The organism is Streptomyces sp. NPDC012637 (genome assembly GCF_042954805.1).
In the GTDB taxonomy this organism is placed as follows: Bacteria; Actinomycetota; Actinomycetes; order Streptomycetales; family Streptomycetaceae; genus Streptomyces.
Genome location: NZ_JBIBDS010000008.1, coordinates 72,315 through 97,208 on the forward strand (window position 1 = coordinate 72,315; position 24,894 = coordinate 97,208).

Annotated in this window: 18 protein-coding genes; 5 read left to right on the top strand and 13 right to left on the bottom strand. The window is 71.4% G+C overall.

The window, feature by feature from the left end:
• Nucleotides 1-138 precede the first annotated feature (138 nt).
• The 5 genes from ACFY8W_RS28835 to ACFY8W_RS28855 are packed head-to-tail and all read left to right on the top strand — an operon-like array spanning nucleotide 139 to nucleotide 6,131.
• Nucleotides 139-531, top strand: coding sequence for a DUF2304 family protein (locus tag ACFY8W_RS28835; protein ID WP_391111254.1), 393 nt, complete (start codon nucleotides 139-141; stop codon nucleotides 529-531).
• Entirely contained in the window at nucleotides 528-1,262 is a 735-nt protein-coding gene (locus ACFY8W_RS28840) for a glycosyltransferase (protein WP_391111257.1), read from the top strand. The genes ACFY8W_RS28835 and ACFY8W_RS28840 overlap by 4 nt, the downstream gene beginning before the upstream one ends.
• Nucleotides 1,259-2,203: a glycosyltransferase gene (locus ACFY8W_RS28845; protein WP_391111260.1), complete on the top strand. Its 945-nt coding sequence runs from the start codon at nucleotides 1,259-1,261 to the stop codon at nucleotides 2,201-2,203. Before ACFY8W_RS28840 ends, ACFY8W_RS28845 begins: the two co-directional genes overlap by 4 nt.
• Before the next feature lie 48 nt (nucleotides 2,204-2,251).
• Nucleotides 2,252-4,522 (top strand): CDP-glycerol glycerophosphotransferase family protein, encoded by a 2,271-nt coding sequence (locus tag ACFY8W_RS28850; protein WP_391111263.1) that lies wholly within the window; start codon nucleotides 2,252-2,254, stop codon nucleotides 4,520-4,522.
• A gap of 40 nt (nucleotides 4,523-4,562) precedes the next feature.
• The gene (locus ACFY8W_RS28855; protein WP_391111266.1) at nucleotides 4,563-6,131 is read left to right on the top strand and encodes a hypothetical protein; all 1,569 of its coding nucleotides are present in this window, start codon (nucleotides 4,563-4,565) and stop codon (nucleotides 6,129-6,131) included.
• A gap of 348 nt (nucleotides 6,132-6,479) precedes the next feature.
• Here the strand turns inward: ACFY8W_RS28855 and obgE are convergent, their stop codons facing one another.
• From obgE to mreC, 13 genes are all read right to left on the bottom strand, one after another.
• Complete coding sequence (obgE, locus tag ACFY8W_RS28860; RefSeq protein WP_391111269.1) at nucleotides 6,480-7,919, bottom strand: GTPase ObgE; 1,440 nt, start codon at nucleotides 7,917-7,919, stop codon at nucleotides 6,480-6,482.
• 108 nt (nucleotides 7,920-8,027) lie between these two features.
• Nucleotides 8,028-8,282 carry a 50S ribosomal protein L27 gene (gene rpmA, locus ACFY8W_RS28865; protein ID WP_010476314.1) on the bottom strand — a complete coding sequence of 85 codons (255 nt, stop codon included), beginning with the start codon at nucleotides 8,280-8,282 and terminating at the stop codon, nucleotides 8,028-8,030.
• Nucleotides 8,283-8,296: 14 nt separating this feature from the next.
• Nucleotides 8,297-8,617: a 50S ribosomal protein L21 gene (gene rplU, locus ACFY8W_RS28870; RefSeq protein WP_365340082.1), complete on the bottom strand. Its 321-nt coding sequence runs from the start codon at nucleotides 8,615-8,617 to the stop codon at nucleotides 8,297-8,299.
• A 186-nt stretch (nucleotides 8,618-8,803) separates the two neighbouring features.
• Nucleotides 8,804-9,724: a UTP--glucose-1-phosphate uridylyltransferase GalU gene (galU, locus tag ACFY8W_RS28875; RefSeq protein WP_391111274.1), complete on the bottom strand. Its 921-nt coding sequence runs from the start codon at nucleotides 9,722-9,724 to the stop codon at nucleotides 8,804-8,806.
• A gap of 91 nt (nucleotides 9,725-9,815) precedes the next feature.
• A complete protein-coding gene (locus tag ACFY8W_RS28880) occupies nucleotides 9,816-13,571 on the bottom strand; it encodes an Rne/Rng family ribonuclease (protein ID WP_391111276.1) in 3,756 nt (1,251 codons plus the stop codon).
• A gap of 235 nt (nucleotides 13,572-13,806) precedes the next feature.
• On the bottom strand, nucleotides 13,807-14,598 hold the full coding sequence (locus tag ACFY8W_RS28885) for a TIGR03936 family radical SAM-associated protein (RefSeq protein WP_391111277.1): 792 nt from the start codon (nucleotides 14,596-14,598) through the stop codon (nucleotides 13,807-13,809).
• Nucleotides 14,599-14,723: 125 nt separating this feature from the next.
• Complete coding sequence (locus ACFY8W_RS28890) at nucleotides 14,724-16,109, bottom strand: hypothetical protein (RefSeq protein ID WP_391111280.1); 1,386 nt, start codon at nucleotides 16,107-16,109, stop codon at nucleotides 14,724-14,726.
• A 72-nt stretch (nucleotides 16,110-16,181) separates the two neighbouring features.
• Nucleotides 16,182-18,113 (bottom strand): TIGR03960 family B12-binding radical SAM protein, encoded by a 1,932-nt coding sequence (locus ACFY8W_RS28895; RefSeq protein WP_391111283.1) that lies wholly within the window; start codon nucleotides 18,111-18,113, stop codon nucleotides 16,182-16,184.
• Between the two features lie 52 nt (nucleotides 18,114-18,165).
• Entirely contained in the window at nucleotides 18,166-19,707 is a 1,542-nt protein-coding gene (locus ACFY8W_RS28900; RefSeq protein WP_391111286.1) for a CHAD domain-containing protein, read from the bottom strand.
• Between the two features lie 70 nt (nucleotides 19,708-19,777).
• Entirely contained in the window at nucleotides 19,778-20,977 is a 1,200-nt protein-coding gene (gene rodA / locus ACFY8W_RS28905; protein WP_391111288.1) for a rod shape-determining protein RodA, read from the bottom strand.
• Nucleotides 20,978-20,980: 3 nt separating this feature from the next.
• Entirely contained in the window at nucleotides 20,981-23,176 is a 2,196-nt protein-coding gene (mrdA, locus tag ACFY8W_RS28910) for a penicillin-binding protein 2 (RefSeq protein WP_391111291.1), read from the bottom strand.
• 19 nt (nucleotides 23,177-23,195) lie between these two features.
• On the bottom strand, nucleotides 23,196-23,864 hold the full coding sequence (gene mreD / locus ACFY8W_RS28915) for a rod shape-determining protein MreD (RefSeq protein ID WP_391111294.1): 669 nt from the start codon (nucleotides 23,862-23,864) through the stop codon (nucleotides 23,196-23,198).
• Nucleotides 23,861-24,880, bottom strand: a complete 1,020-nt coding sequence (mreC, locus tag ACFY8W_RS28920; RefSeq protein ID WP_391111297.1) for a rod shape-determining protein MreC — start codon at nucleotides 24,878-24,880, stop codon at nucleotides 23,861-23,863. Before mreC ends, mreD begins: the two co-directional genes overlap by 4 nt.
• Nucleotides 24,881-24,894: the final 14 nt, after the last annotated feature.

Here is a 24,894-nt window from a genome sequence, read left to right on the forward strand (position 1 = left end):
CATTCCCTCACTCTCCGTGACCAACGCGACGGACAGTGTGCTGCAGTATCGCGGCGTCCTTCGCCCCTCCCCCGGAAAAAGTAGACAGGCCGTTTCCATGAGTCGTCCGATAGACCGGAGCCCCGCGTGAAGTTGTGGATGCTGACTTCGGTCACCGGAGTCTTTCTCGTCGCGTGCATCATCGAGCTGCTGCGCCGCCGCAAGCTCAAGGAGAAGTACGCCTTCCTCTGGGTGCTCACCGGACTGGTGATCATCCCGCTCGGCTTCTTCCCGAGCGGCCTCGACTCGGTCGCCCGCGCCGTCGGCGTCCGCTCGGGTGTCAGCCTGCTCCTCTTCCTCAGTGTCGCGTTCCTCTTCATCGTCTGCCTCCAGCTGAGCTGGGAGGTGGGCCATCTCGAGGAGGAGGGCCGCACCCTTTCGGAGGAAGTGGCGTTGCTCCGCATCGACGTACAGGAACTGCAGAAGCAGGTCGCGGATCACGCGGCGTCCGCGGACGCGGCCGACCGGGCCGGGCAGGGGGGCCTCAAGTGATCGACGGCAAGCGCGTACTCATCATCATGCCCGCGTGGAACGAGGCCGAAGGCGTCGCCGACGTCATCAAGGAGGTCTACGCGACGCTTCCCGGAGTCGACGTCCTCGTCGTCGACGACGGCTCGGCCGATGACACGAGCCGGGTGGCCCGTGCCGCGGGCGCGACGGTGATGACGCTCCCTTACAACCTCGGCGTGGGCGGCGCGATGCGCGCCGGCTACCGCTACGCGTACGACCGCGGCTACGACATCGCCATCCAGGTCGACGCCGACGGCCAGCACGACCCGCGCAACGTGCCCGAGCTGATCGCGCGCCTGGACCAGGGCGCCGACCTCTGCATGGGCGCGCGTTTCGCCGGCACCGGCGACTACGAGACCCGCGGCCCGCGCAAGTGGGCCATGGTCGTGCTCGCCTTCTGGCTGTCGAAGATGGCCAGGACCAAGCTGACCGACGTCACTTCCGGCTTCCGCGCCTCCAACCGCGACCTGATCGACGTCTTCGCGCACTGGTACCCCGTGGAGTACCTGGGCGACACGGTGGAGTCCACCATCGCCGTCGTCCGGGCCGGTTACCGCGTCGAGCAGGTGCCCGTCGCCATGCGTCCGCGCGCCACCGGCACGCCCAGCCAGTCGCCCTGGAAGGCCACGCTCTACCTGGGCCGCATCGGCATGATCCTGCTGCTCGCGCTCAGCCGCCGCTCGGCTCTCGGCCCCAAGGGGAAGACCAAGTGACAGCGGTGCAGAACCCCGACAGCGCCGACAGCACGGCGGACGGCGCCCCGCTCGACATCATGCTCCCGCACTACGGCGACACCGGCCTGATGCAGGCCGCCGTGCGCAGCGTGCTGGAGCAGACCGACGGGAACTGGCGGCTGACCGTCGTCGACGACGGCAAGGAGCCCGGCGTACCCGAGTGGTTCGCCTCCCTCGGCGACAGCCGGGTCCGCTACATGCGCAACGAGCAGAACCTGGGCATCACCCGGAACTTCCGCAAGTGCGTCGACCTCGTCGAGTCCCGCCACTTCAGCATGCTCGGCAGCGACGACCTGCTGCTGCCGAACTACGTCGCGACCATGCGGGCCGCCATCGCGGCCTTCCCCGACGCGACGATCTACCAGCCGGGCGTCGAGGTCATCGACGAGCACGGCAACCCTTCGACGACCCTCGGCGACGAGGTCAAGAAGCGGCTGTACGCGCCGAAGGACACCGGGCGTCGCCTGCTGCTCTCCGGCGAGTCGCTCGCCGCCAACCTCCTCGGCGGCAACTGGCTCTACTTCCCGTCCATCGTCTGGCGTGCCGACGCCGTCAAGGAGATCAGCTTCCGGGAGGACCTGTCGGTCATCCAGGACCTGGCGCTGATCATCGAGCTGATCCGGCGCGGCGGAAAGCTGGTCGTCGATCCGACCACCGCGTTCCGCTACCGCCGGCACTCCGGCAGCCTCTCCTCGGCGGAAGCCGTGTCCGGCGCCCGCTTCGGCGAGGCCGTGCGCTTCTTCCACGAAGTGGCCGACGACCTCGACGCACACGGCTGGCCGAAGGCCGCGCGCGCCGCGCGTCGGCACCTGTCCATGCGACTGCACGCGCTGACAATGGTTCCGGGGGCGCTGCGCCACGGACAGTCGAAGACCATACGCACGCTCCTCGGCTACGCCCTGTCCACGAGCCAGCGCTGACCCGGCGGTCACGCCCCTGTCTCCCACGTCAGATTCCACGGTATTGAGATGACACAGACGCAATCCTCCTCCGGTTCCGAAGTCCCCCTGTTCAGCATCATCGTTCCCACCTACAAGGTGCAGGCGTTCCTGCGGGACTGTCTGGACTCGGTGCTTGAGCAGTCGTTCGGGGACTACGAGCTCCTGGTCGTCAACGACTGCTCGCCGGACGGTTGCGGCGCGATCATCGACGACTACGCCAAGGCCGACCCGCGCGTCGTGGCGATGCACCTGGAGCAGAACGTCGGTCTCGGCCGGGCGCGCAACGCCGGCATGGCCCGCGCCAAGGGCAAGTACCTGCTCTTCCTCGACAGCGACGACACGATGCTGCCCGGCTCGCTCCAGGCCATCGCCCGCCGCATCGAGGAGTCCGAGGACCCCGACCTGGTCGTCTTCGACTACTCGCGCACCCACTGGGACGGCCGGATCACGCCGAACGCCCGCGCCGACGTGCTGGCCAAGGCCGCGAAGCAGGGCGTCTTCGCGCTGAAGGACCAGCCGGAGCTGCTCAACCTGCTCCAGGTCGCGTGGAACAAGGCGTACCGCCGGGACTTCATCGAGCAGTGGGGCTTCCAGTACCCGTCGGGCTACTACGAGGACACCCCCTGGACCTACCCGGTCATGATCGCGGCGGAGACCATCGCCGTGCTCGACCGCGTCTGCGTCTACTACCGCCAGCGGCGCCAGGGCAGCATCCTGCACAGCACCAGCCGCAAGCACTTCGACGTGTTCGACCAGTACGAACTGGTCTTCGCGTTCCTGGACGAGAACCCCCAGTTCGACGAGTACCGGGGCGCGCTGTACGAGCGCATGGTCAACCACTTCCGTGTGGTCGACGTCTCCCCCGGCCGTCTGCCCGACGACGCGCGTGCCGAGTTCCGCGAGCGCTGGGCCGAGGTCGAGGGACGCCTGCGTCCGAAGGGCCACCCGGCCGCCCCGCGCGGCAAGGGCCAGATGATCCCGGCCAAGCACCGCGACAAGGCCCGCCAGACGGTCCGCTCGCTCAAGCGCAAGAAGTCCGTGCCGGCGAAGCTGAAGAAGAAGCTGCGCAAGCGCGTCCTCCAGGCCTACTACCGGGCCCAGCGACTGCTCCCGGTCCAGAAGGACGTCGCCGTCTTCGCGGCGTACTGGAACGGCTCGTACTCCTGCAACCCGGCGGCGATCCACGAGAAGATGAAGGAACTCGCCCCCGGCATGAAGGCGGTGTGGGTCCTCAAGAACGACGCCACCAGCCGCCCGCCGAAGGGCGTGCCGACCGTCCACCCGGGCTCGCTCGGCTTCTGGAAGGCCATGGCGCGCGGCAAGTACTTCGTCAACAACGTCAACTTCCCGCCGTCCGTGGTCAAGCGCCCCGGTCAGGTCCACCTCCAGACCCACCACGGCACCCCGCTCAAGCGCATGGGCGTCGACCTGGCGGACTACCCGGTCGGCCGTCGCGGGATGAACCTGGTCCGGCTGATGGACCGGGTGGACCGCTGGGACTACAGCCTCACGTCCAACAGCTTCTCCACCGCCGCCTGGGACCGCGCCTACCCCTCGTACTACGAGGCGCTGGAGTACGGCTACCCGCGCAACGACCAGCTCGTGAACGCGTCGGCGGCGGACGTGGCCGCGGCCCGCAAGAAGCTCGGCATCGCCGAGGGCACCAAGGTGATCCTCTACACGCCGACGCACCGCGACTACCACGACGCCCCGAAGCAGATGCTGGACCTGGAGAAGTTCGCCGAGGCGATCGGCTCCGAGTTCACCCTCCTCGTGCGCGCGCACTACTTCTACGACCAGAGCCTGCTGGCCTCCGGGTCGACCGGCGGCGCGCGTCTCGTCGACGTGAGCGCCCACCCGTCGGTCGAGGAGCTCTACCTCGCCGCGGACTGCCTGCTCACGGACTACTCGTCGGTGATGTTCGACTACGCGAACCTCGACCGGCCGGTCGTCATCTACGCCAACGACTGGGAGGTGTACCGCACCACCCGCGGCACCTACTTCGACATCACCGTCGACTCCCCCGGTCTGACCGTGCAGACCGAGGCCGAGCTGCTCGAGGTCTTCACCTCGGGCCGCTGGGACAGCCCCGAGTCGGACGCGGCCCGCGCCGAGTTCCGCAAGACCTTCTGCGAGTTCGACGACGGCCGGGCGGCCGAGCGTGTGGTCCGCAAGGTGTTCCTCGGCCAGGACGAGGTCCCGCCGGTGCTGCCGATCGGCGAGCGTCCGGTACCGCCGCGGCCGGGGCAGCAGCCGCTGGCCGAGGTGGCTCGACCGCGTGACCGAGAGACCGTCTGAACCGGCTAACCTGTTCGACTGTCCCGATCGTCCATCCACGATGCCCAGCGGAGCCGAGTTGAAACTCCCGCGCAACGCCTTTCTCAGCAAGCAGTGGGAGAGGATCCCGGAGAAGCGCCGACTGCCCTTCGCGGTCTACGCCACGACGCAGATCCTCTTCCTGCTGTGGTGGGCGGCGTTCTTCCCCGGCGCCCTGAGCTACGACTCGATCACCTACGTGTGGCACGTCACCACCGACAACTGGATGTCGAACCACTCCGTGGTCTACGACTCCCTGGTGTGGCTGGCGCTCAACACCACCGGTGATCTGTGGATCCTGACGCTGGCCCAGACGGTCGCCATGTCGGCGACGCTCGCCTACTGCGCCGTCACCCTGCGGAAGTGGGGCGTACGGCAGCGGTGGGCGGCCGTCGCCGCGTGCGTGCCGGCGGTGCTGCCGCCGACCGCCGTCTTCGTCATCTTCGTGTGGAAGGACGTGCCGTTCGTCATCGGCTCGATCCTCGCCTTCGGCGCGGCGGGCCGGCTGGCGGCGCGGCGGGCCCGCGGTCGTCAGACCGTCCGGGACCGGGACTTCTACCGCACCGTCGCGCTGCTCTTCCTGGGCTTCCTGGCGATGGCGCTGTTCCGCAACAACGGCATGCTGGTCGCCGTCATCGCCGCGCCGATCCTGCTGATCGCGCTGCCGTCGATGCGACGGTGGGTGCTCGCGGCGACCGCCGTGCCGGTGCTGATCTTCGGCCTGCTGACCAGCGTGGTCTACCCGGCTGCCGGAGTGAAGACCCCGCCGAAGGACGCGGTGTACGCCTTCTTCTACGCGGACATCGCCGTCGCGTACGGGCAGCGCCCGGGCTTCTTCACCAAGGAGGACAAGGCGCTGATGTCCAGCATCGCGCCGCTGTCCCACTGGAAGGGCCGCGCGGCCAACTGCTACAACGCCGACTGGGCGATGGAGTCCCCGCCGATGAACCGGCCGCTCGCGGCCGAGCGCAACGACGAGCTGATGGCCCTGTGGAAGCGGGTCATGAAGCGGACGCCCGACCTGGTGATCGGCGCGCGGGTGTGCCGGGCGCACATCGCGTGGGCGGTCTTCCCCGGCCCGAAGGAGCTGCGGGCGAACACGCTGCTGAGCGACCCGCAGACCTCGAAGACGCTGTTCAGCTACCTCAAGTGGAACGAGGACATCAAGCACAGCGAGTACCGTCCCAAGCTGAAGATCCGCCCGCTGTCGGAGCCGCTGCACAAGGTCGCGGACTTCTCCTGGCGCGCGTTCAAGGTGCCGCAGCTGCAGTGGCTGCTGTTCCGCGGGGCGATCTGGTGCTACGCGACGTACGCGATCGTGCTGCTGTTCCGCCGCCGCACCAAGCTGAAGGGCACGATGGCGCTGCTGGCGGTCACGCTGGGCCTCCAGCTGACGGTCCTCGCGGCGAACCCGGCGCCGCTGTGGCGCTACATGATCGGCCCGATCTTCATCGGCATCCTGATCCTCCCGCTGCTCCGCGCGAAGCCCGGCTTCGGCCCGCGCCCGGACCAGGATCCGGCCAAGCCGACCGAGTCCGAGCAGCAGGACTCCGACCCGGAACCGGAGCCGACCCCGGCACCGGTGGCCTGACGGACACCTGAAAGGGGCCCGGCCTCCTCACAAGAGGAGACCGGGCCCCTTTCGCATGCGCGCCCGCGTACCGCAGGCCGCCGACGGCGATCGCCTGTGACCGATGGAACGGCTCCGGATGCGCGCGCACGTCCGTGCACGGGCGCGCGACGCCTGGACGTGGCTTCGGACGGCTGCGCCGGACTCCGTCTGCGCCCCCATGGCCGCCCTCGCACTGCCCGGCCCCAGAGGGGCCTCGCAGGCTTCCGACGGCTGCGCCGGACTCCGTCCGCCGAACGGGTCGGGCCCCCGCCGGAAACAGTCCGGCAGGGGCCCGTGTGCGTCCGCGCGCGTGCGCGCGCCGCGTGCCTAGAACGGGTCGAACTCGTCGAACTCGCGCTGGGCGTCGTCGCGCTCCGCCTGGCGGTCGCGGCGGCGCTGGGCGGCCGGGCGGGGGGCCTCCATGCGGTGGTCCTCGCCTCGGCGGCCGAGCATCTCGGCGCCGGCCACCATCGTGGGCTCCCAGTCGAAGACGACCGCGTTCTCCTCGGAGCCGATCGCAACGCCGTCGCCGGCGCGGGCGCCGGCCTTCATCAGCTCGTCCTCGACGCCGAGGCGGTTGAGGCGGTCGGCGAGGTAGCCCACGGCCTCGTCGTTGTTGAAGTCGGTCTGGCGGACCCAGCGCTCGGGCTTCTCGCCGCGCACGCGGTACACGTCCTCGTGCTCGTCGTAGGTGACGGTGAAGCCGGCGTCATCGACCGCCTTCGGGCGGATGACGATACGGGTCGCCTCCTCCTTCGGCTTGGCCGCGCGGGCCTTCCCGACGATGTCGGCGAGCGCGAAGGAGAGCTCCTTGAGGCCCGTACGGGCGACCGCGGAGACCTCGAAGACGCGGTAGCCGCGCTCCTCCAGGTCCGGGCGGATCATGTCCGCGAGGTCCTGGCCGTCCGGGATGTCGATCTTGTTGAGGACGACGATGCGCGGGCGGTCGTCGAGGCCGCCGTACTGCTTCAGCTCCTCCTCGATGACGTCGAGGTCGGTGACCGGGTCGCGGTCGGACTCCAGCGTCGCCGTGTCGAGGACGTGCACCAGGACCGAGCAGCGCTCGACGTGGCGCAGGAACTCCAGGCCCAGACCGCGGCCCTGGCTGGCGCCGGGGATCAGGCCGGGGACGTCGGCGATGGTGTAGACGGTGGAGCCGGCCGTGACCACGCCGAGGTTCGGGACGAGGGTGGTGAAGGGGTAGTCCGCGATCTTCGGCTTCGCGGCCGAGAGGACCGAGATCAGCGAGGACTTGCCGGCGCTCGGGTAGCCGACGAGCGCCACGTCGGCGACCGTCTTGAGCTCCAGGACGATGTCCTCGAGGTCGCCGGGCTCGCCGAGCAGCGCGAAGCCGGGCGCCTTGCGCCGGGCGGAGGCCAGCGCCGCGTTGCCGAGGCCGCCTCGGCCGCCCTGGGCGGCGACGTAGGTGGTGCCCTCGCCGACCAGGTCGGCGAGCACGTTCCCCTTCTTGTCGAGGACGACGGTGCCGTCGGGCACGGTCAGGACCAGGTCCTGGCCGTCCTTGCCGGAGCGGTTGCCGCCCTCGCCGGGCTTGCCGTTGGTCGCCTTGCGGTGCGGCGAGTGGTGGTACTCGAGGAGGGTGGTGACGGACTGGTCGACGACCAGGATCACGTCGCCGCCACGGCCACCGTTGCCGCCGTCGGGGCCGCCGAGCGGCTTGAACTTCTCCCGGTGGACGGAGGCGCAGCCGTGGCCTCCGTTACCCGCGGCGACGTGCAGCTCGACGCGGTCCACGAAGGTGGTCATGGTTGTGCCTCCAGAAAGCTATGTATCGGAATGTCTATCTAGTAACACGCGAAAGGCGGACCCGCTTCCCTTCCGGGAAGTGAGGTCCGCCTCCGCAAAGTGATCCGATCAGGCGACCGGAACGATGTTCACGACCTTGCGGCCACGGAAGGTGCCGAACTGCACCGAACCGGCCTGCAGGGCGAACAGCGTGTCGTCGCCGCCACGGCCGACGCCCGCGCCCGGGTGGAAGTGGGTGCCGCGCTGGCGGACCAGGATCTCACCCGCGTTGACGACCTGACCGCCGAAGCGCTTCACGCCGAGCCGCTGGGCGTTGGAGTCGCGACCGTTCCGGGTGGACGATGCGCCCTTCTTGTGTGCCATTGCTCAGTCCCTCTTTACTTCGCGGCCGTCGGGATGGACGTGACCTTGATCGCCGTGTACTGCTGACGGTGACCCTGGCGACGGCGGTAGCCGGTCTTGTTCTTGTAGCGCAGGATGTCGATCTTGGCGCCCTTGGTGTGGTCCACGACCTCGGCCAGGACCTTGATGCCCGCCAGGACCCACGGGTCGCTGGTCACGGCGTCGCCGTCGACGACGAGCAGGGTCGAGAGCTCGACCGTGTCGCCAGCCTTGGCGGTGGAAATCTTGTCAACCTCAACGATGTCGCCGACAGCAACCTTGTGCTGGCGACCACCGCTGCGCACGATGGCGTACACGCGGATCTCTCTCTCACTCGGTAACGGGACCTCTGACGCCAGCCGCCCACGCGCGGGCCTGGGGCCTGCGGCGGACCGGGATCGGACGAGCGGCCTCTCCCGGAGAACCGGGAGGGAGGTGCTCAGAGGCGCGGCGTATCAGTCGACACGCCGACGGTCTAGGTTACGGGCGGGTCCCGTAGGGGGTCAAATCCCGGGGGTTTCGGCGGTCTCGGCGACGAAGGCCTTGAGCCAGGCGCGGAAGTCCGGCCCGAGGTCCTCGCGCTCGCAGGCGAGGCGCACGATGGCCCGCAGGTAGTCGCCGCGGTCACCGGTGTCGTAACGGCGGCCCTTGAAGACCACGCCGTGCACCGGGCCGCCGAGCTGCTCGTCCGCCGCCATCTTCTGCAGCGCGTCGGTCAGCTGGATCTCGCCGCCGCGGCCCGGCTCGGTCTCGCTCAGCACGTCGAAGACGGCCGGGTCGAGGACGTAACGGCCGATGATCGCGTAGTTGCTGGGCGCCTCGGACGGGTCCGGCTTCTCGACGAGGCCGGTGATCCGTACGACGTCGGCGTCGGCGGCCGGCTCGACGGCGGCGCAGCCGTACAGGTGGATCTGCGCCGGGTCGACCTCCATGAGGGCGACGACGCTGCCGCCGTGCTCGCCGAGGACCTCCAGCATGCGGGCGAGCAGCGGGTCGCGCGGGTCGATCAGGTCGTCGCCGAGGAGCACGGCGAAGGGCTCGTCGCCGACGTGCGGCTGCGCGCAGAGCACGGCGTGGCCGAGGCCGCGCGGGTCGCCCTGGCGCACGTAGTGCATGGTGGCCAGTTCGCTGGACTCCTGGACCCGCGCCAGGCGCTCCTCGTCGCCCTTGCGGACGAGCGCCTCCTCCAGCTCGTAGTTCCGGTCGAAGTGGTCCTCGAGCGGGCGCTTGTTACGGCCCGTGATCATCAGGACGTCCGACAGCCCGGCCGAGACCGCCTCCTCCACGACGTACTGGATCGCCGGCTTGTCGACGACCGGCAGCATCTCCTTCGGCGTCGCCTTGGTGGCCGGCAGGAAGCGCGTGCCGAGGCCGGCGGCGGGGATGACGGCCTTGCGCACGCGGGGAGCGGGGGTGTTGTTCATCGGGCTGGTTCCTGGTTCCGATTCTGGGTCAATGCCGTGTGGACCGTCCTCGGCGGGAGGACGGTCCACACGGGTCGCGTCGGTGACTGGGTCAGTCCTGCGCGGGGGCGGCGGTCTTCTTGGCGGCCGCCTTCTTGGCGGTCGTCTTCTTCGCCGCGGTCTTCTTGGCCGCCGCCGTCTTCTTGGTGGCGGCCTTCTTCGCGGTGGCCTTCTTGGCGGTCTTGCGGGCCGCCTTCTTGGCCGCCGGAGCGGAGGCCTCGGCGGCCTCCTCCGCGGGCTCGGACACGGACTCCGCCGCCTCGGCGGCCGGGGCGGCGGACGCCACCACGACCACGGCGGCCTCCTCGGCACCGGTCGGCGAACCGGCCGGGGCGGTGGCCTTGCGGACCACCCGGCGGCGCGCCCGCGGCGGGGCGGCCGCGGGGGCCTCCTCGACGACGGCCGGCTCCACGACGGGGGCCTCGACGACGGCCGGGGCCTCCTCGACGGCGACCGTCTCGACCACCGTCTCGGCGACGGGCTCGGCGGCCGGCTGCGCGGTGGCGGTCACCGGCGCCGTGGCCTTGCGGGTGGCACGGCGGCGGGTGCGCGGCGCGGGGGCCTCCTCCGCGACCGGCTCGGCCACGGGGGCCTCGGCGACCGGGGCCTCGGCCTTCGGCTTCTCCTCGGCCTTCGGCTCCGGTACGACGACTTCGAAGGTCTCCGTCTCGGTCAGCGCCGGCGAGGCGGCGGGCGCCGACACCCGGCGGGTCGCCCGACGACGGCCACGGCCGCGCGTGGCGGCCGCCTCCGCCTCGGCGGCGCTGCCGTACAGCTCCTCGTCCGGGGCGATCGGCTCCGGCAGGGCCACCGGGGCCGCCAGCTCCGCCGCGACCTCGGCCGCGGTCTCGACCTGCTCGGCGGGGGCCTCGTGGGTCTCGACGGCCTCGTGGGTGTGCTCGTGGACGTCGCCGCCGCGGCCGCGCTTCTTCGAGCGCTTGCCACCGCCACCGCCGCCGTGCGTGGCCGGCTGCTCCATGTGGACGATGACGCCGCGGCCGTTGCAGTGGACGCAGGTCTCCGAGAAGGACTCCAGGAGGCCCTGGCCGACCCGCTTGCGGGTCATCTGGACCAGGCCGAGCGAGGTGACCTCGGCCACCTGGTGCTTGGTCCGGTCGCGGCCCAGGCACTCCAGGAGGCGGCGGAGCACCAGGTCGCGGTTGGACTCCAGGACCATGTCGATGAAGTCGATGACGACGATGCCGCCGAGGTCGCGCAGGCGCAGCTGGCGGACGATCTCCTCGGCCGCTTCGAGGTTGTTCCTCGTCACGGTCTCCTCGAGGTTGCCGCCCTGACCGGTGAACTTGCCGGTGTTGACGTCGACCACGACCATCGCCTCGGTCTTGTCGATCACCAGCGAGCCGCCGGACGGCAGCCAGACCTTGCGGTCGAGCGCCTTCATCAGCTGCTCGTCGATCCGGTACGTCGCGAAGACGTCGACCTCGCTCGTCCACTTGGACAGGCGGTCGGTCAGGTCCGGGGCGACGTGGTTCACGTACCCGTGGATGGTCTCCCAGGCGTCGTCACCGCTGACGATGACCTTGGAGAAGTCCTCGTTGAAGATGTCGCGGACGACGCGGACGGTCATGTCCGGCTCGCCGTAGAGAAGGGTCGGCGCGTTGCCGCTCTTCGCCTTCTTCTGGATGTCCTCCCACTGCGCCTGCAGTCGCTCGACGTCACGGCGCAGCTCGTCCTCGCTCGCGCCCTCGGCGGCGGTGCGCACGATGACGCCCGCGTCCTCGGGGACGATCTTCTTGAGGATGGTCTTCAGACGGGCGCGCTCGGTGTCCGGGAGCTTGCGGCTGATGCCGGTCATCGAGCCCTCGGGCACGTACACGAGGTAGCGGCCCGGCAGGGAGACCTGGCTGGTCAGGCGGGCGCCCTTGTGGCCGATCGGGTCCTTCGTCACCTGGACGAGGACCGACTGGCCGGACTTGAGCGCGCTCTCGATGCGGCGCGGCCCGTTGGCCATGCCGAGCGCCTCGAAGTTGACCTCACCGGCGTACAGGACGGCGTTGCGGCCCTTGCCGATGTCGACGAAGGCGGCCTCCATGGACGGCAGCACGTTCTGGACCTTGCCCAGGTAGACGTTGCCGACGTAGGAGGTGGCCTGCTCCTTGTTGACGTAGTGCTCGACGAGCACGTTGTCCTCGAGGACGCCGATCTGGGTGCGCTCGCCGTTCTGGCGGACGACCATCACGCGCTCGACGGCCTCGCGGCGGGCGAGGAACTCGGCCTCGGTGATGATCGGCACGCGGCGGCGGCCCTGCTCGCGGCCCTCGCGGCGACGCTGCTTCTTGGCCTCCAGACGGGTCGAGCCCTTGATGGACTGCACCTCGTCGGACGGCTCGGCCTTCTCGCGGGCCGGACGCGGCTCGCGGACCTTGACGACCGTGCGGACGCCGTCCTCGTCGGTCGTCTCGGCCTCGCCGGCGGCGTCACCGCTGCGGCGACGGCGACGGCGGCGACGGCGGGAGCTGCTGGAACCGGAGCCCTCGGCCTCCTCGCCCTCCTCGGGCTCCTCCTCGCCCTCGGCCTCGGCCTCATCGGCGTGGAACTCCTCGCCCTCCTCCTCGGTCTCCTCGACCTCGGCGAGCTCGCCGCGGCGACGGCGACGGCCGCCACGACGGCGACGGCGGGACGGGCGGTCCTCGTACTCGTCGTCCTCCTCGGCCTCGGCCTCCGCCTCGGGGGTGGACTCGACCTCGGGCTCGTCGGCGACGGTGGCCGGGACGGGCTCGACGGCGACCGGCTCACCACGGCGACGGCGGCGACGGCGGGCGCGGGGCGACTCCTCGGCCTCGACGGCCTCGACCGTCTCGACGACCTCGGCGGTCTCCTCCTCCGGCTCCTCCTCCTCGGGGGCCTCGGCCGCGGCCATGGCCGCGGCGGTCTCCGGGGTCTGGAACATGGGCTCGGTGAAGACCGGGGCCTGGAAGACGGCGACGGCCGGGCGGGCGGCGCGGCGGGAGCGCGGCGCCTCCTCGGTCTCGGACGGCTCGGCGGTGAACTGCGGCGAGGTGGCGCGGCGGCGGGAGCGGCCGCGGGTGGCGGCCTGCTCGGCGGCGGCGACCTCGACGGCGTGCGAGGCGATCTCCTCGACGGTGTCGGCGGGCAGCGCCTCGCCGGAGGTCTCGGCGGCGAGCTCGGCGGCGACGTCCGGGGTCACCTCGGGCGTGCCGGTCTTACGGGTGGCCCGGCGGCGGGTACGCGGCGCGGGCGCGGCCTCGGCCACGGCCTCGGCGGTCGGGGCGGCCTCGGCGGCGGGCTCCTCGGCCGGGGTCTCGGCCTCGGCCTGGACCGGCTCCGGGGACGTCACGGCGCGCGTGGCGCGGCGGCGGGTACGACGGGCCGGAGCGGCCTCCTCGACGACGGGCTCCTCGGCGGGGGCCTCGGTCTCGGCGGCGGGCTCCACGGCCTCGGCCTCGGCCTGCACCGGCTCCGGGGACGTCACGGCGCGGGTCGCGCGGCGACGCGTACGACGGGCCGGAGCGGCCTCCTCGGCGGCCGGGGCGGCCTCCTCGGCGGCGGGCTCCTCGGCCGGGGCCTCGGCCTCGGCCTGCACCGGCTCGGGCGCGCTGGCCTTGCGGGTGGCACGGCGGCGCGGACGCGCGGGCGCCGGCTCCTCGGCGGGGGTCTCGGTGACCGGGGGGGAGGCCTCCGCGGCCTCGGCGGCGGTCTCGACGGTGTCGGTGCTCCCGGCCGTCACCGGCGGGCCGGCCGGCCGGGAAGCGGCGCGCCGCCGACGGCGCGGCGGCAGCTTGTCACCGGGTGCGTTGTTGTCGGTGTCTTCGGGCTGTTCGAGCATGCGGGCGGTTCTCCCGTCACGCTCCCGGGCGCCGCGCCTGGTTCCGGTCCGGCGGCACGGACGCGCGTGAAGCGCGGTGCCGCCGCCCGGGGCGCGGGCGCCGCACGGGAGCTTCAGTGTCTGGCTCGCCGGTTCCGTACGCCCTGTGCGGACGGCCTGGCGAAAGTCTCCTGGTCAGTGCGCTGCCCGACCCAGGTGGCTCCCGAGTCCAGGGCGGCGCTGCGACGACCGGTCCTTACGCGGTGCCCGCACCTGGCGCCGTCGCAGAAGCGGTCGCGGCGGCCGTGGGTGGAGCGGCCGTGACTGCCTCGCGGTCGGGCGCGAGCGGGTCGGTCACCGTGCCGGACTCCTCGTCGAAGAGCCCCTGCGCCAGCCTGGTCACCGCAGCGGGGACCGGCGGCGCCAGGTCGGCCACAGCTCGGAGACCGGACAGGACGTCGTCGGGTCGAACGGCAGGTGTCACGTGCCGAACAACCAGCCGCAGTATCGCACAGGCGCTGTCCAGCGGCCTATCACCCTGGGGATCGCCCTGGGCGGGGGCCGCGGTCAGCTCCACGACGGCACCGCGGGTGTCGAAGGTACGCAGACCGTTCTTGGTCTTGCGCTGTACTTCCACGGTCTCGGCCGCGAGAAACGCCTCGACGGCCTTGCGGGCCGTGTCGACGTCGACGCCGTCGAGCCGCAGCTCCCACACCGAGGCCGTGAGCCGGTCGGCGAGACCGGAGGTCCTGGCCTCGACGGCGTCGACGATGTCGAGACCGTTCGGCATGGACTCGTCGAGCATGGCCCGCAGCGCCTCCGGGTCGCGGACCTCGGTGAGCGCGATCTCCAGGTATTCGGCCTCGGAGCCCGTACCCGTGGGGGCGGCGTTGGCGTACGACACCTTCGGGTGCGGGGTGAACCCGGCCGAGTACGCCATGGGCACCTCGGCACGGCGCAGCGCACGCTCGAAAGCGCGCTGGAAGTCACGGTGGCTGGTGAACCGGAGGCGGCCGCGCTTGGTGTAGCGCAGTCGGATGCGCTGCACCGCCGGTGCGGGCGGCGGGCCTTCGGGCTGTCGCTTGCCCAGTGGTTCTTCTCCTCGGTGCGGGGCGGGCGCGGCCGTCCGCGCCGCCCTCGAAATGCGGGTGTGCCCTGGGGGGCCCGCCCGGCTCACCCCCGCTTCTGGAGGGAGATCTCGGGTCCGGGCGCCGCGCCGGGGACGTTCGTTGTACTACCCAGAGTACGCGCCTCCGCCACCTGCGGTTCCCCGGCCCGGTCCGTCCTGCTCCCGCCGATCAGCGCACGCCAGGCGTCCTGGCGGGCCTGCCGGACGGTGTCACGGGCGGAGGCGAGGGCCGCGCGCGCCGCCTGCCGGGCCTCGACGGCGGCCTTCCGGGCCGGGATCCAGACGGCGTCGCGCACCCAGTGGCCGACGGGGGTGAAGACCTCGCGGTAGACCCAGACGGCGGGGCGGCGGACCAGGTTGCGGGCGACCCAGGAGAACGGCCGCGCGACGAGGTTGCGGGCCGCCCAGACCAGCGGCCGGGCGACCAGGTGGCGGGCCAGCCAGGCGAGGCCGCGGCCCACGGCGCGGGAGAGGTAGCCGGCGGTCCGCCAGCAGATGGCGAGCGCGTCGCGGACCTCACGGCCGAGGGGCACGAGGATCCGCTGCCCCAGCCACACCGCGGGACGCGCGATCCCGTACGTGACGACGGGCACGACCAGGTACCGCCACACGGCGACGAACGGCCACGCCACGGCCTTCGCGAGCAGCTCCGCACCGGCCGCGAGACCGCGGCCGAGACCCGCGAAGGCCCAGGCCAGGGCACGCCCCGAACGGGTGAGCAGCCACCCGGCCGCGCGGCCCACCGGGACGAGCACCGAGCGGTACAGCCATCCGGCGGGCGCCAGCACCCCGTACCGGACGAGGGGAACGACGACGTACCGGAAGAGCGCGAGGAGGGGCCAGGCGATCACCTTGCCGAGCAGACCGCCGACCTCCACGAGGCCACGACCGAGCCGCGTGAAGACCCAGGCGAGCCCCCGCCCGACGCCGGTGAGCACCCAGGCGAGACCGCGCCAGGCGCGCTCGGCGCCCCAGGCCAGACCCCGCCAGAGCCCGCCGAAGAACCAGGCCAGACCCCGCCCGACGCCCGCACCGACCCACGCCAGCCCGCGCCACAGCCCGCCGAACACCCACGCCAGACCCCGCCCGACGCCCGCACCGACCCACACGATGCCCCGCCACGCGCCGCCGAAGAACCAGCCCAGTCCGCGGCCGATGCCCTTCGCCGCCCAGGCCACGGCGCGCCCCGCAGGGGCCAGCACTCGGTGCCAAAGCCAGCGGACCGGGCGGCGCACCGTGTGGTCGTAGAGCCAGGCGAGGCCGCGGCCCGTCGGGCGGAGCAGGGCGCGGTCGAGGAAGCGGGCGCCGGCCTTGAGGGCGTCCCAGGCCATGCGGACCGGCAGGACGAGGACCAGCACGACGATCCGGACCGGGATGCGGATCAGGGCGTGCGGGGCGGGCGGGACCGGCGCCGGGTTTTCCGTGCTCATGACCGACAGGACGCCGACGGCCCGGCGGAGGGTTCACCCTCCGCCGGGCCGTCACCCGACTGATACGCGGGACTACTTGTTCACGACCGACAGCGGCAGCAGCTTCTTGCCGGTCGGGCCGATCTGGATGGCCGTGTCCATCTGAGGACAGACGCCGCAGTCGAAGCACGGGGTCCAGCGGCAGTCCTCGACCTCGGTCTCGTCGAGCGCGTCCTGCCAGTCCTCCCAGAGCCAGTCCTTGTCGAGACCGGAGTCCAGGTGGTCCCAGGGCAGGACCTCCTCGTAGGTGCGCTCGCGGGTGGTGTACCAGGCGACGTCCACGCCGAACCCGGGCAGCGTCTTCTCGGCGCACGCCATCCAGCGGTCGTACGAGAAGTGCTCGCGCCAGCCGTCGAAGCGGCCGCCGTCGTCGTAGACCGCGCGGATGACCGCGCCGACGCGGCGGTCGCCGCGCGACAGCAGGCCCTCGACGATGCCGGGCTTGCCGTCGTGGTAGCGGAAGCCGATCGAGCGGCCGTACTTCTTGTCGCCGCGGATCTTGTCCCGGAGCTTGGCCAGGCGCTCGTCCGTCTCCTCCGCCGACAGCTGCGGGGCCCACTGGAACGGCGTGTGCGGCTTGGGCACGAAGCCGCCGATGGAGACGGTGCAGCGGATGTCGTTCTGGCCGGAGACCTTGCGGCCCTCGGCGATCACGTTCATCGCCATGTCGGCGATCTGGAGGACGTCCTCGTCGGTCTCCGTCGGCAGGCCGCACATGAAGTACAGCTTCACCTGGCGCCAGCCGTTGCCGTACGCGGTGGAGACGGTCCGGATCAGGTCCTCCTCCGAGACCATCTTGTTGATGACCTTGCGCATGCGCTCGGAGCCGCCCTCGGGGGCGAAGGTGAGACCGGAACGGCGGCCGTTGCGGGTCAGCTCGTTGGCGAGGTCGACGTTGAACGCGTCGACGCGGGTCGACGGCAGCGACAGGCCGACCTTGTCGTCCTCGTAGCGGTCGGCGAGGCCCTTGGCGATGTCACCGATCTCGGAGTGGTCCGCGGAGGACAGGGAGAGGAGGCCCACCTCCTCGAATCCCGTGGCCTTCAGACCGCGGTCCACCATCTCGCCGATGCCGGTGATGCTTCGCTCCCGCACGGGGCGCGTGATCATGCCGGCCTGGCAGAAGCGGCAGCCGCGGGTGCAGCCGCGGAAGATCTCGACGGACATCCGCTCGTGGACGGTCTCGGCGAGCGGGACGAGCGGCTGCTTGGGGTAGGGCCACTCGTCGAGGTCCATGACGGTGTGCTTGGAGACGCGCCACGGCACACCGGACTTGTTGGGGACGACGCGGCCGATGCGGCCGTCGGGCAGGTACTCGACGTCGTAGAAGCGCGGGATGTACACGCCGCCGGTCTTGGCGAGGCGGAAGAGGACCTCCTCGCGGCCGCCCGGCCGGCCCTCCGCCTTCCACTGCCGGATGATCTCGGTCATGTCGAGCACGGCCTGCTCGCCGTCGCCGATGATCGCCGCGTCGATGAAGTCGGCGATGGGCTCGGGGTTGAAGGCGGCGTGGCCGCCGGCGAGCACGATCGGGTGGTCGACGGTGCGGTCCTTCGACTCCAGCGGGATGCCGGCGAGGTCGAGGGCGGTGAGCATGTTGGTGTAGCCGAGCTCGGTGGAGAAGCTGAGGCCGAAGACGTCGAAGGCGCCGACGGGGCGGTGGCTGTCCACGGTGAACTGCGGCACCTTGTGCTCGCGCATCAGCTCTTCGAGGTCCGGCCAGACGCTGTAGGTGCGCTCGGCGAGGACGCCTTCGCGTTCGTTCAGTACCTCGTAGAGGATCATGACGCCCTGGTTGGGCAGGCCGACCTCGTACGCGTCCGGGTACATCAGCGCCCAGCGGACGTCGGCGGACTCCCACGGCTTGACCGTGGAGTTCAGCTCTCCACCGACGTACTGAATCGGCTTCTGCACGTGCGGGAGCAGAGCTTCGAGCTGCGGGAAGACAGACTCGGCAGCAGACATCTCGAACCTTCGTGAGCTGGCAGGGGGGCGACTCTCAAGCGTACCCCGGTGCTCAGTGGCTCAGCGCCGCCCTGATTTTCCGCGCCGAGGCCCGCTTCCAGAGCTTCTGGAGCTCGCGCTGCAGGGCCTCGCCGGCGGCGGCCTCGCGCTCGTGGAGGACGCCCCAGGTGAAGGCGGACTCGCCGGCGGCGTGGGCCCGGTCGGCGAGGTCGCGCAGGGCGGTGCGGGCGACGACGCTGTCCTGGTGGTCGCCGAGGCAGCTCTGGACGGCCTTGATGCGTTTCGCGAAGCGCTTGGCCGGCTTGCCGAGGGTCGGTACGGCGGCGTCGCCGGCGTAGCGGGCGCGTTTGGCGGCCTTGCGGGCCTCGTGGAGGGCGAGGTCCCGGTCGTGGCCGGGGTCGAGGTCGAGGGCGTGGGCGACGCGGCGGGAGAGGCGGCGGTAGTCGCGGCGGATGGCCTTGGGCAGCACCTTGGTCGCCTTCTTGCCGGCGTCGGGGAGCAGGGGCGGGTCGGCGAGGAGGGCGTCGAGGCGGTCGAGGAGTGCCAGGTGGCGGGGGGAGTCGAGGGCGTCGAGGGTGTGCCGCCGGGCGTCGCCCGCCTTGGCCGAGTTCCAGGCGCGCAGCCTTCCGCGTACGGGCCCGACGACCAGCTCGTGCGGCAGGGCGTCGAGCGCGGCGTGCAGGCGGGCGTCCAGCACCTCCAGGTCACGGGCCTGGCCGAGCTCTCCGGCGAGCCATTTCAGCTCCTCGCCGACCGGGTCGGTGACGGTCCGGTCGAGCACCTTCTTGTACGTCTTGAAGGCGCTGCGCAGGCGGCGTGAGGCGACGCGCATCTGGTGGACGCCGTCGGGGAGGTCCCGCCGCACGGCGGGGTCGAGCGCGACGAGCGCGTCGACCTGCTCACGCACGTACGCGAGCACGGCGTGTCCGGCGGTCCCCTCGTCGCCCGCCGCGGCGCGGTCCGTGCGGCCCTCGCTCCCGCGGGGCCGCGCGCCCGTCTCGTCCAGGGCCCTCGCCAGCTTGGAGGGGGCGTGGGACGGGTGGATGCCCGCCTTCTCCAGGTGTTTCCCGACCGCGTCGAGGACGGCCTCGTCCACGTCGTCCGCGAGTTCGACCTCGATCTCGGTCCAGGAGGTCTCGGCGCCGGTCGGGAGGTGTTCGGCGTGGACGGTGTCGACGGAGAGTTCGGCGAGGAGTGTGCCGTTCTTCGCGGTGAGGTGGCGGACGTCGCGGGAGGAGCGGAGGCGGACGACGGGGACGACCTCGTGGTGGCGGACGCGGGAACGCAGGAGCCCCGCCAGGGAGCTCGGGAGGCTCTCCGAGAGCGGGGCTCTGATCTCGTCGCGGATTCCGGACGCGACCGGGAACTTCAGGTGCCAGCCGGCGTCCTTGCCGCCGGTGCGGCGGCGCAGGGTGAGGGAGTCGGCCGCGAGGCGCAGGTCGGGCGTGTCGTAGTAGACCGCGTCGAGTTCGGTGACGCCCTCGTCGCGGACGGCGGCCACGCCCCGGACCTTCGTGAGGTCCGGGACCGCCGTCCCCGCACCGGCCTCGTACTTCCGCTCGATCTCGCGCTTCGTCTCCGCGCTGTCCGTCATGAATCGAATCTAGACGGCCGGTGGAGGAAAGGGCAGAGGGACCGCGGCCGTCGGCTCCGGCGTTTTCGGCTCAGGCGCTCATCGGTCGCTGCACCCTGATCGACTGGAGCAGTCCGATCGCCACCCACACCGCGAACATCGACGAGCCGCCGTACGAGACGAAGGGCAGCGGCAGGCCCGCGACGGGCATGATGCCGAGGGTCATGCCGATGTTCTCGAAGGACTGGAAGGCGAACCAGGCGATGATGCCGGCCGCCACGACCGTGCCGTACAGCTCGGTCGTCTCGCGGGCGATCCGGCCGGCGCGCCAGAGGATCACGCCGAGCAGCGCGAGGATCAGTCCGGCGCCGACGAAGCCGAGCTCCTCGCCCGCGACGGTGAAGATGAAGTCGGTCTGCTGCTCGGGCACGAACTGGCCGGTGGTCTGGTGTCCCTTGAAGAGGCCGGCGCCGTAGAGGCCGCCGGAGCCGATGGCGATGCGCGCCTGGTTGGTGTTGTAGCCGACGCCGGCCGGGTCGAGCTCGGGGTTGGCGAAGGCGGCGAAGCGGTTGATCTGGTATTCGTCGAGCATGCCGAGCGTGGTGACGAGGACCGCGCCGAGGACGCCCGCGCCGATCAGGCCGAGGACCCAGCGGTTGGACGCGCCGGAGGCGAGCAGCACGCCGAGCACGATGACGGCCATGACCATGACGGAGCCGAGGTCGGGCATCAGCATGACGATGCCCATGGGCAGGGCGGCGAGGGCGAGGGCCTTCGCGACCGTGCCGTGGTCGGGGTGGATCTGGTCGCCGGCGTCGACCTTGGCGGCCAGCAGCATCGCCATCACGAGGATGATCGTGATCTTGACGAACTCGCTGGGCTGGAGCGAGAAGCCGCCGCCGATGACGATCCAGGCGTGGGCGCCGTTGATGGTCGCGCCGAGCGGGGTGAGGACGGCGAGGATCAGCAGGATCGAGATGCCGTAGAGGATCGGCACGGCGCCGCGCAGGGTGCGGTGGCCGAGCCAGATCGTGCCGATCATCAGGGCGAGCCCGATGCCGGTGTTGAGGACGTGCCGGAACAGGAAGTAGTACGGGTCGCCCTGGTTCAGCTCGGTACGGCCGCGCGTGGCGGACCAGACGAGCAGGGCGCCCATGAGCGAGAGCGCGAGCGAGGACAGCAGGATCGGCCAGTCCAGCCGGCGCAGCACGGAGTCGCGGGCGGTGAGCCTGGCGAGCGCGCCGCGGTCGGGCGCGTAGCGGGAGACGGAGAAGGTCGTGCGTGTCGTCATCGGTCAGTCCCTCAGGAAGGGGGGCGGGCCGTGGAGGGGTTCCTGTCCGCCGCGGTTCTCCTCGGCGTTCGGGTCGACCAGCTGTGACTTGGGGTCGTACGGCTTGATGGCGGGCGACTCGATGGTGCCGTCGGGCTGGATCTTCGGCAGGGTCTTCTGCGGCTGGGGCAGCAGGGCCCGCTTGAGGTCCTGGTTGCCCGCGTCGTCGAGGCCGTAGAGGGCGTCGTAGATGTTGCGCACGGCGGGGCCGGAGGCGCCGGAGCCGGTGCCGCCCTGGGAGATCGTCATGACGATGGTGAAGTCGTCGGTGTAGGTCGCGAACCAGGAGGTGGTCTGCTTGCCGTAGACCTGGGCGGTGCCGGTCTTGGCGTGCATCGGGATCTTGTCCTGGGGCCAGCCGCCGAACCGCCAGGCGGCGGTGCCGCCCGGCTCGACGACGGAGCGCAGGCCCTTGTCGAGGTCGCGGATGGTCTGGGCGTCGACCGGGAGCCGGCCGTGGGCCTGGGGCTTGATCTCCCGGATCTTCTTGCCGTCGGGGCTGATGACGGCCTTGCCGATGGTGGGGTTGTAGAGGGTGCCGCCGTTGCTGATGGCCGCGTAGGCGGTGGCCAGCTGGATGGGGGTGATGAGGACGTCACCCTGGCCGATGGCGAAGTTGATGCTGTCGTAGGCCTTCAGCTGGTTGCCTTCGAGGCAGCTCTCGTACGCGATCTGCTCGACGTAGCTGCCGCCCTTCTTGCCCTGCTTGCACCAGGCGTCCTTGTTGGCCTCCCAGAAGCTCTGCTTCCAGTGGCGGTCCGGGATGCGGCCCTTGACCTCGTTCGGGACGTCGATGCCGGTCTCGGCGCCGAACCCGAACTCGTGGGCGGTCCGGTAGAACCAGTCCTTGGCGTCCTTCTTCGGCTTGAGGCCGCCGTCGCGGGACCACTCCTGGTGGCCGAGGCGGTAGAAGACGGTGTTGCAGGAGAACTTGAGGGCGTCGCCGAGGGTGATGGGGCCGTGGCCCTTGGACTCGAAGTTCGCGAAGCTGCGGTTGCCCATGCTGTACGAGCTGCTGCAGAGGTACTTGTCGTTGAAGTCGTTGCCGGCGCGCACGGCGGCGCTCGCCGACACCACCTTGAAGACGGAGCCGGCCGGTGCCTGGCCCTGGATCGCCCGGTTGAGCAGCGGGTAGTTGGAGTCCTTGCTGGTGAGGGCGGCGTAGTCCTTGGCGGAGATGCCGCCGACCCAGGCGTTGGGGTCGTAGTCGGGCTGGGAGGCCATCGCGACCACGCGGCCGGTCTTCGACTCCATGACGACGACGGCGCCCGCGTCGGCCTCGTACTTGCGGCCGGTGATCTTGTCGGTCTCGCCGCGGACCGTCTTCATCGCCTGGGCGAGCTCGTACTCGGCGACGGACTGCACCCGGGCGTCGATGCTGGTGACGAGGGTGGAGCCGGCCACGCCTGGGTCGGACTTGGTCTGGCCCATGACCCGGCCGAGGTTGTCCACCTCGTAACGGGTCACGCCGGCCTGGCCGCGGAGCTCCTTGTCGTACGTGCGCTCGATGCCGGAGCGGCCCACCTGGTCGGAGCGGAGGAACGGCGAGTCCGTGTCCTTGGCCTTCGCGATCTCCTCGTCGGTGACGGGCGAGAGGTAGCCGAGGACCTGGGCGGTACGGGCCTTGCCGGGCGCCGGGTAGCGGCGTACGGCGGCGAGTTCGGCGGTGATGCCGGGGAAGTCCTCGGAGGCCTCACGGATCGTCAGCGCCTGCTGGGTGGTCGCCTTGTCGGTCACCGGGATCGGCTGGTAGGGCGAACCGTTCCAGCAGGGCTTGGGCGTCTGGGAGTCGCAGAGCCGGATCTTGTTGACGACGTCCTGGGGCTTCATGCCGAGGACGCCGGCGAGCCGGGTGAGGACGGCCTTGCCGTCGTCCTTCATCTTCATCAGCTCGGTGCGCGAGGCGGAGACCACGAGCCGGGTCTCGTTGTCGGCGAGCGGGACGCCGCGGGCGTCGAGGATGGAGCCGCGCACGGCGGGCTGGACGACCTGCTGGATGTTGTTGCTCTTGGCCTCGTCGGCGTACTCCTTGCCGTTGCGGATCTGGAGGTACCAGAGGCGTCCGCCGAGGGTGAAGAGCAGGGAGAAGACGAGTACCTGGATGACGACGAGCCGGATCTGGACGCGCGGTGTCCGCCCGGTCTCGGGGATGTTGCTCATGCTGCCGCTGCCCCCTGGGTCACAGTCGCTTGACTCCCTTGATGCGTCCGGCGCGTGCGGCGCGGGTCCTGGCGGCCTTGACGCGCAGGCCGCTGCGCTGGGTGCCGATCCTCAGGCCGGTGCCGGAGGAGAGCCAGCCGGAGGAGACGTCGGCTCCGTTGGCTCCGTTGGCATCGGCCAGCGGGTCGTTCTCCGCGCGCCGGGCGAGGGCCATGATGAGCGGCACGGTGAAGGGCGCGAGGAGCAGGTCGTAGAGGGCCGCGGTGAACAGCAGGAAGCCGAGGCCGACATGGCGGGCGGCGGTGTCGCCGACGAGGGCGCCGACGCCCGCGTAGAGGAGGGTGGAGCCGACAGCGGCGACGACGACCACGGCCATGGGTCCGGTGGCGGACTTGAGCCGGCCGTTCTCGGGGCGGGCCAGTCCGCAGAGGTAGCCGACGACGCACAGGACGAGGGCGTAGCGCCCGGCGGCGTGGTCGGCGGGTGGGGCGAGGTCGGCGAGCAGCCCGGCGGTGAAGCCGACGAGGGCGCCGGTCACGTGTCCGTACACCAGGGCGAGGGCGACGACGGTGAGCAGGACGAGGTCGGGGACGGCGCCGGGGAGCTGGAGGCGGGCGAGGACGGAGACCTGGACGACGAGCGCGACGACGACCAGGGCGGCGGAGAGGAGGATGCGGTTGAACTTCACGGTGTCTCCCCCTGGTCCTGCTGCTGGTTCGCGGCGTCGGGCTGCTGGTTCTGGTCCTCCGGCTTCAGGCCCTGCTGCGGGTTCTGGTTCTGTCCGGCCTGCTGTCCGTCCGGTGGCGGCGGGGTGACCGTGACGGTGACGGTCGGGGCGGGCTTGGGCTTGGGCGGCAGGACCGTGTCGCGCGGGTCGGTGCGCGGGGCCTGGACGACGACGCCGACGATGTCGAGCTTGGTGAAGCCGACGTACGGGCGGACGTAGATGTTGCGGGTCAGGCCGCCGCCCAGGGGGTCGACGCGGACGACCTCGCCGACCGGCACTCCGGGCACGAAGGGCTTGCTGCCCGCGGAGCCGAAGGTGACGAGGCGGTCGCCGGTCCTGACCCTGGCCTTGCCGTTGAGGAGCTGGACGAGCAGCGGGCGGTCGCCCTGCCCGGTGGCGAAGCCGAGTTCGTCGGTCTTCTCCATGCGGGTGCCGACGGTGAAGTCGGGGTCGTTGGCGAGCAGCACCGTGGAGGTGGAGGGGCCGACGGTGGTGACGCGGCCGACGAGTCCGGAGCCGTTGAGCACCGTCATGTCGCGCCGGATGCCGTCGCGGGCGCCGACGTCGATGGTGACGGTCCAGGAGAAGCCCTGGGCGGCTCCTATGGCGACGACCTGGGCGCCCTTGATGCCGTACTGGCCGGCGCCGGCGGTCTTCAGCATGGCGTCGAGCTCGCGCAGCCGGTTGCGGTTGCGGTCGTCGCTGCCGAGCTTCGCCTTGAGGGCGGCGTTCTCCTGCTCCAGGGCGGCGATCCGGTTGTGCCGCTCACCGGAGTCGCGGACCGCTCCTATCGCGTTGCCGATGGGGTCGACCGCCGAGGCGACTCCGTTCTCGACGGGGCCGAAGACCGCGGCCGCGGCCTGTCGGGCACCGTCGACCGGCGACTCCTGGCCTCCTCGGATGTCCACCGTGATCAGTGCGAACGCGATGGCGACCAGCAGTACCAGGAGCAGCCGGCTCTCTCGTGTGTCCCTCACGTGCGGCGGCCGTG

Coding starts and splice junctions, on each gene's coding strand:
- galU (WP_391111274.1), bottom strand. CDS start 9,724: ATGAACAACACCCCCGCTCCCCGCGTGCGCAAGGCCGTCATCCCCGCC.
- ACFY8W_RS28880 (WP_391111276.1), bottom strand. CDS start 13,571: ATGCTCGAACAGCCCGAAGACACCGACAACAACGCACCCGGTGACAAG.
- ACFY8W_RS28900 (WP_391111286.1), bottom strand. CDS start 19,707: ATGACGGACAGCGCGGAGACGAAGCGCGAGATCGAGCGGAAGTACGAG.
- rodA (WP_391111288.1), bottom strand. CDS start 20,977: ATGACGACACGCACGACCTTCTCCGTCTCCCGCTACGCGCCCGACCGC.
- ACFY8W_RS28890 (WP_391111280.1), bottom strand. CDS start 16,109: ATGAGCACGGAAAACCCGGCGCCGGTCCCGCCCGCCCCGCACGCCCTG.
- ACFY8W_RS28895 (WP_391111283.1), bottom strand. CDS start 18,113: ATGTCTGCTGCCGAGTCTGTCTTCCCGCAGCTCGAAGCTCTGCTCCCG.
- mrdA (WP_391111291.1), bottom strand. CDS start 23,176: ATGAGCAACATCCCCGAGACCGGGCGGACACCGCGCGTCCAGATCCGG.
- ACFY8W_RS28835 (WP_391111254.1), top strand. CDS start 139: ATGCTGACTTCGGTCACCGGAGTCTTTCTCGTCGCGTGCATCATCGAG.
- ACFY8W_RS28850 (WP_391111263.1), top strand. CDS start 2,252: ATGACACAGACGCAATCCTCCTCCGGTTCCGAAGTCCCCCTGTTCAGC.
- ACFY8W_RS28855 (WP_391111266.1), top strand. CDS start 4,563: ATGCCCAGCGGAGCCGAGTTGAAACTCCCGCGCAACGCCTTTCTCAGC.
- rpmA (WP_010476314.1), bottom strand. CDS start 8,282: ATGGCACACAAGAAGGGCGCATCGTCCACCCGGAACGGTCGCGACTCC.
- obgE (WP_391111269.1), bottom strand. CDS start 7,919: ATGACCACCTTCGTGGACCGCGTCGAGCTGCACGTCGCCGCGGGTAAC.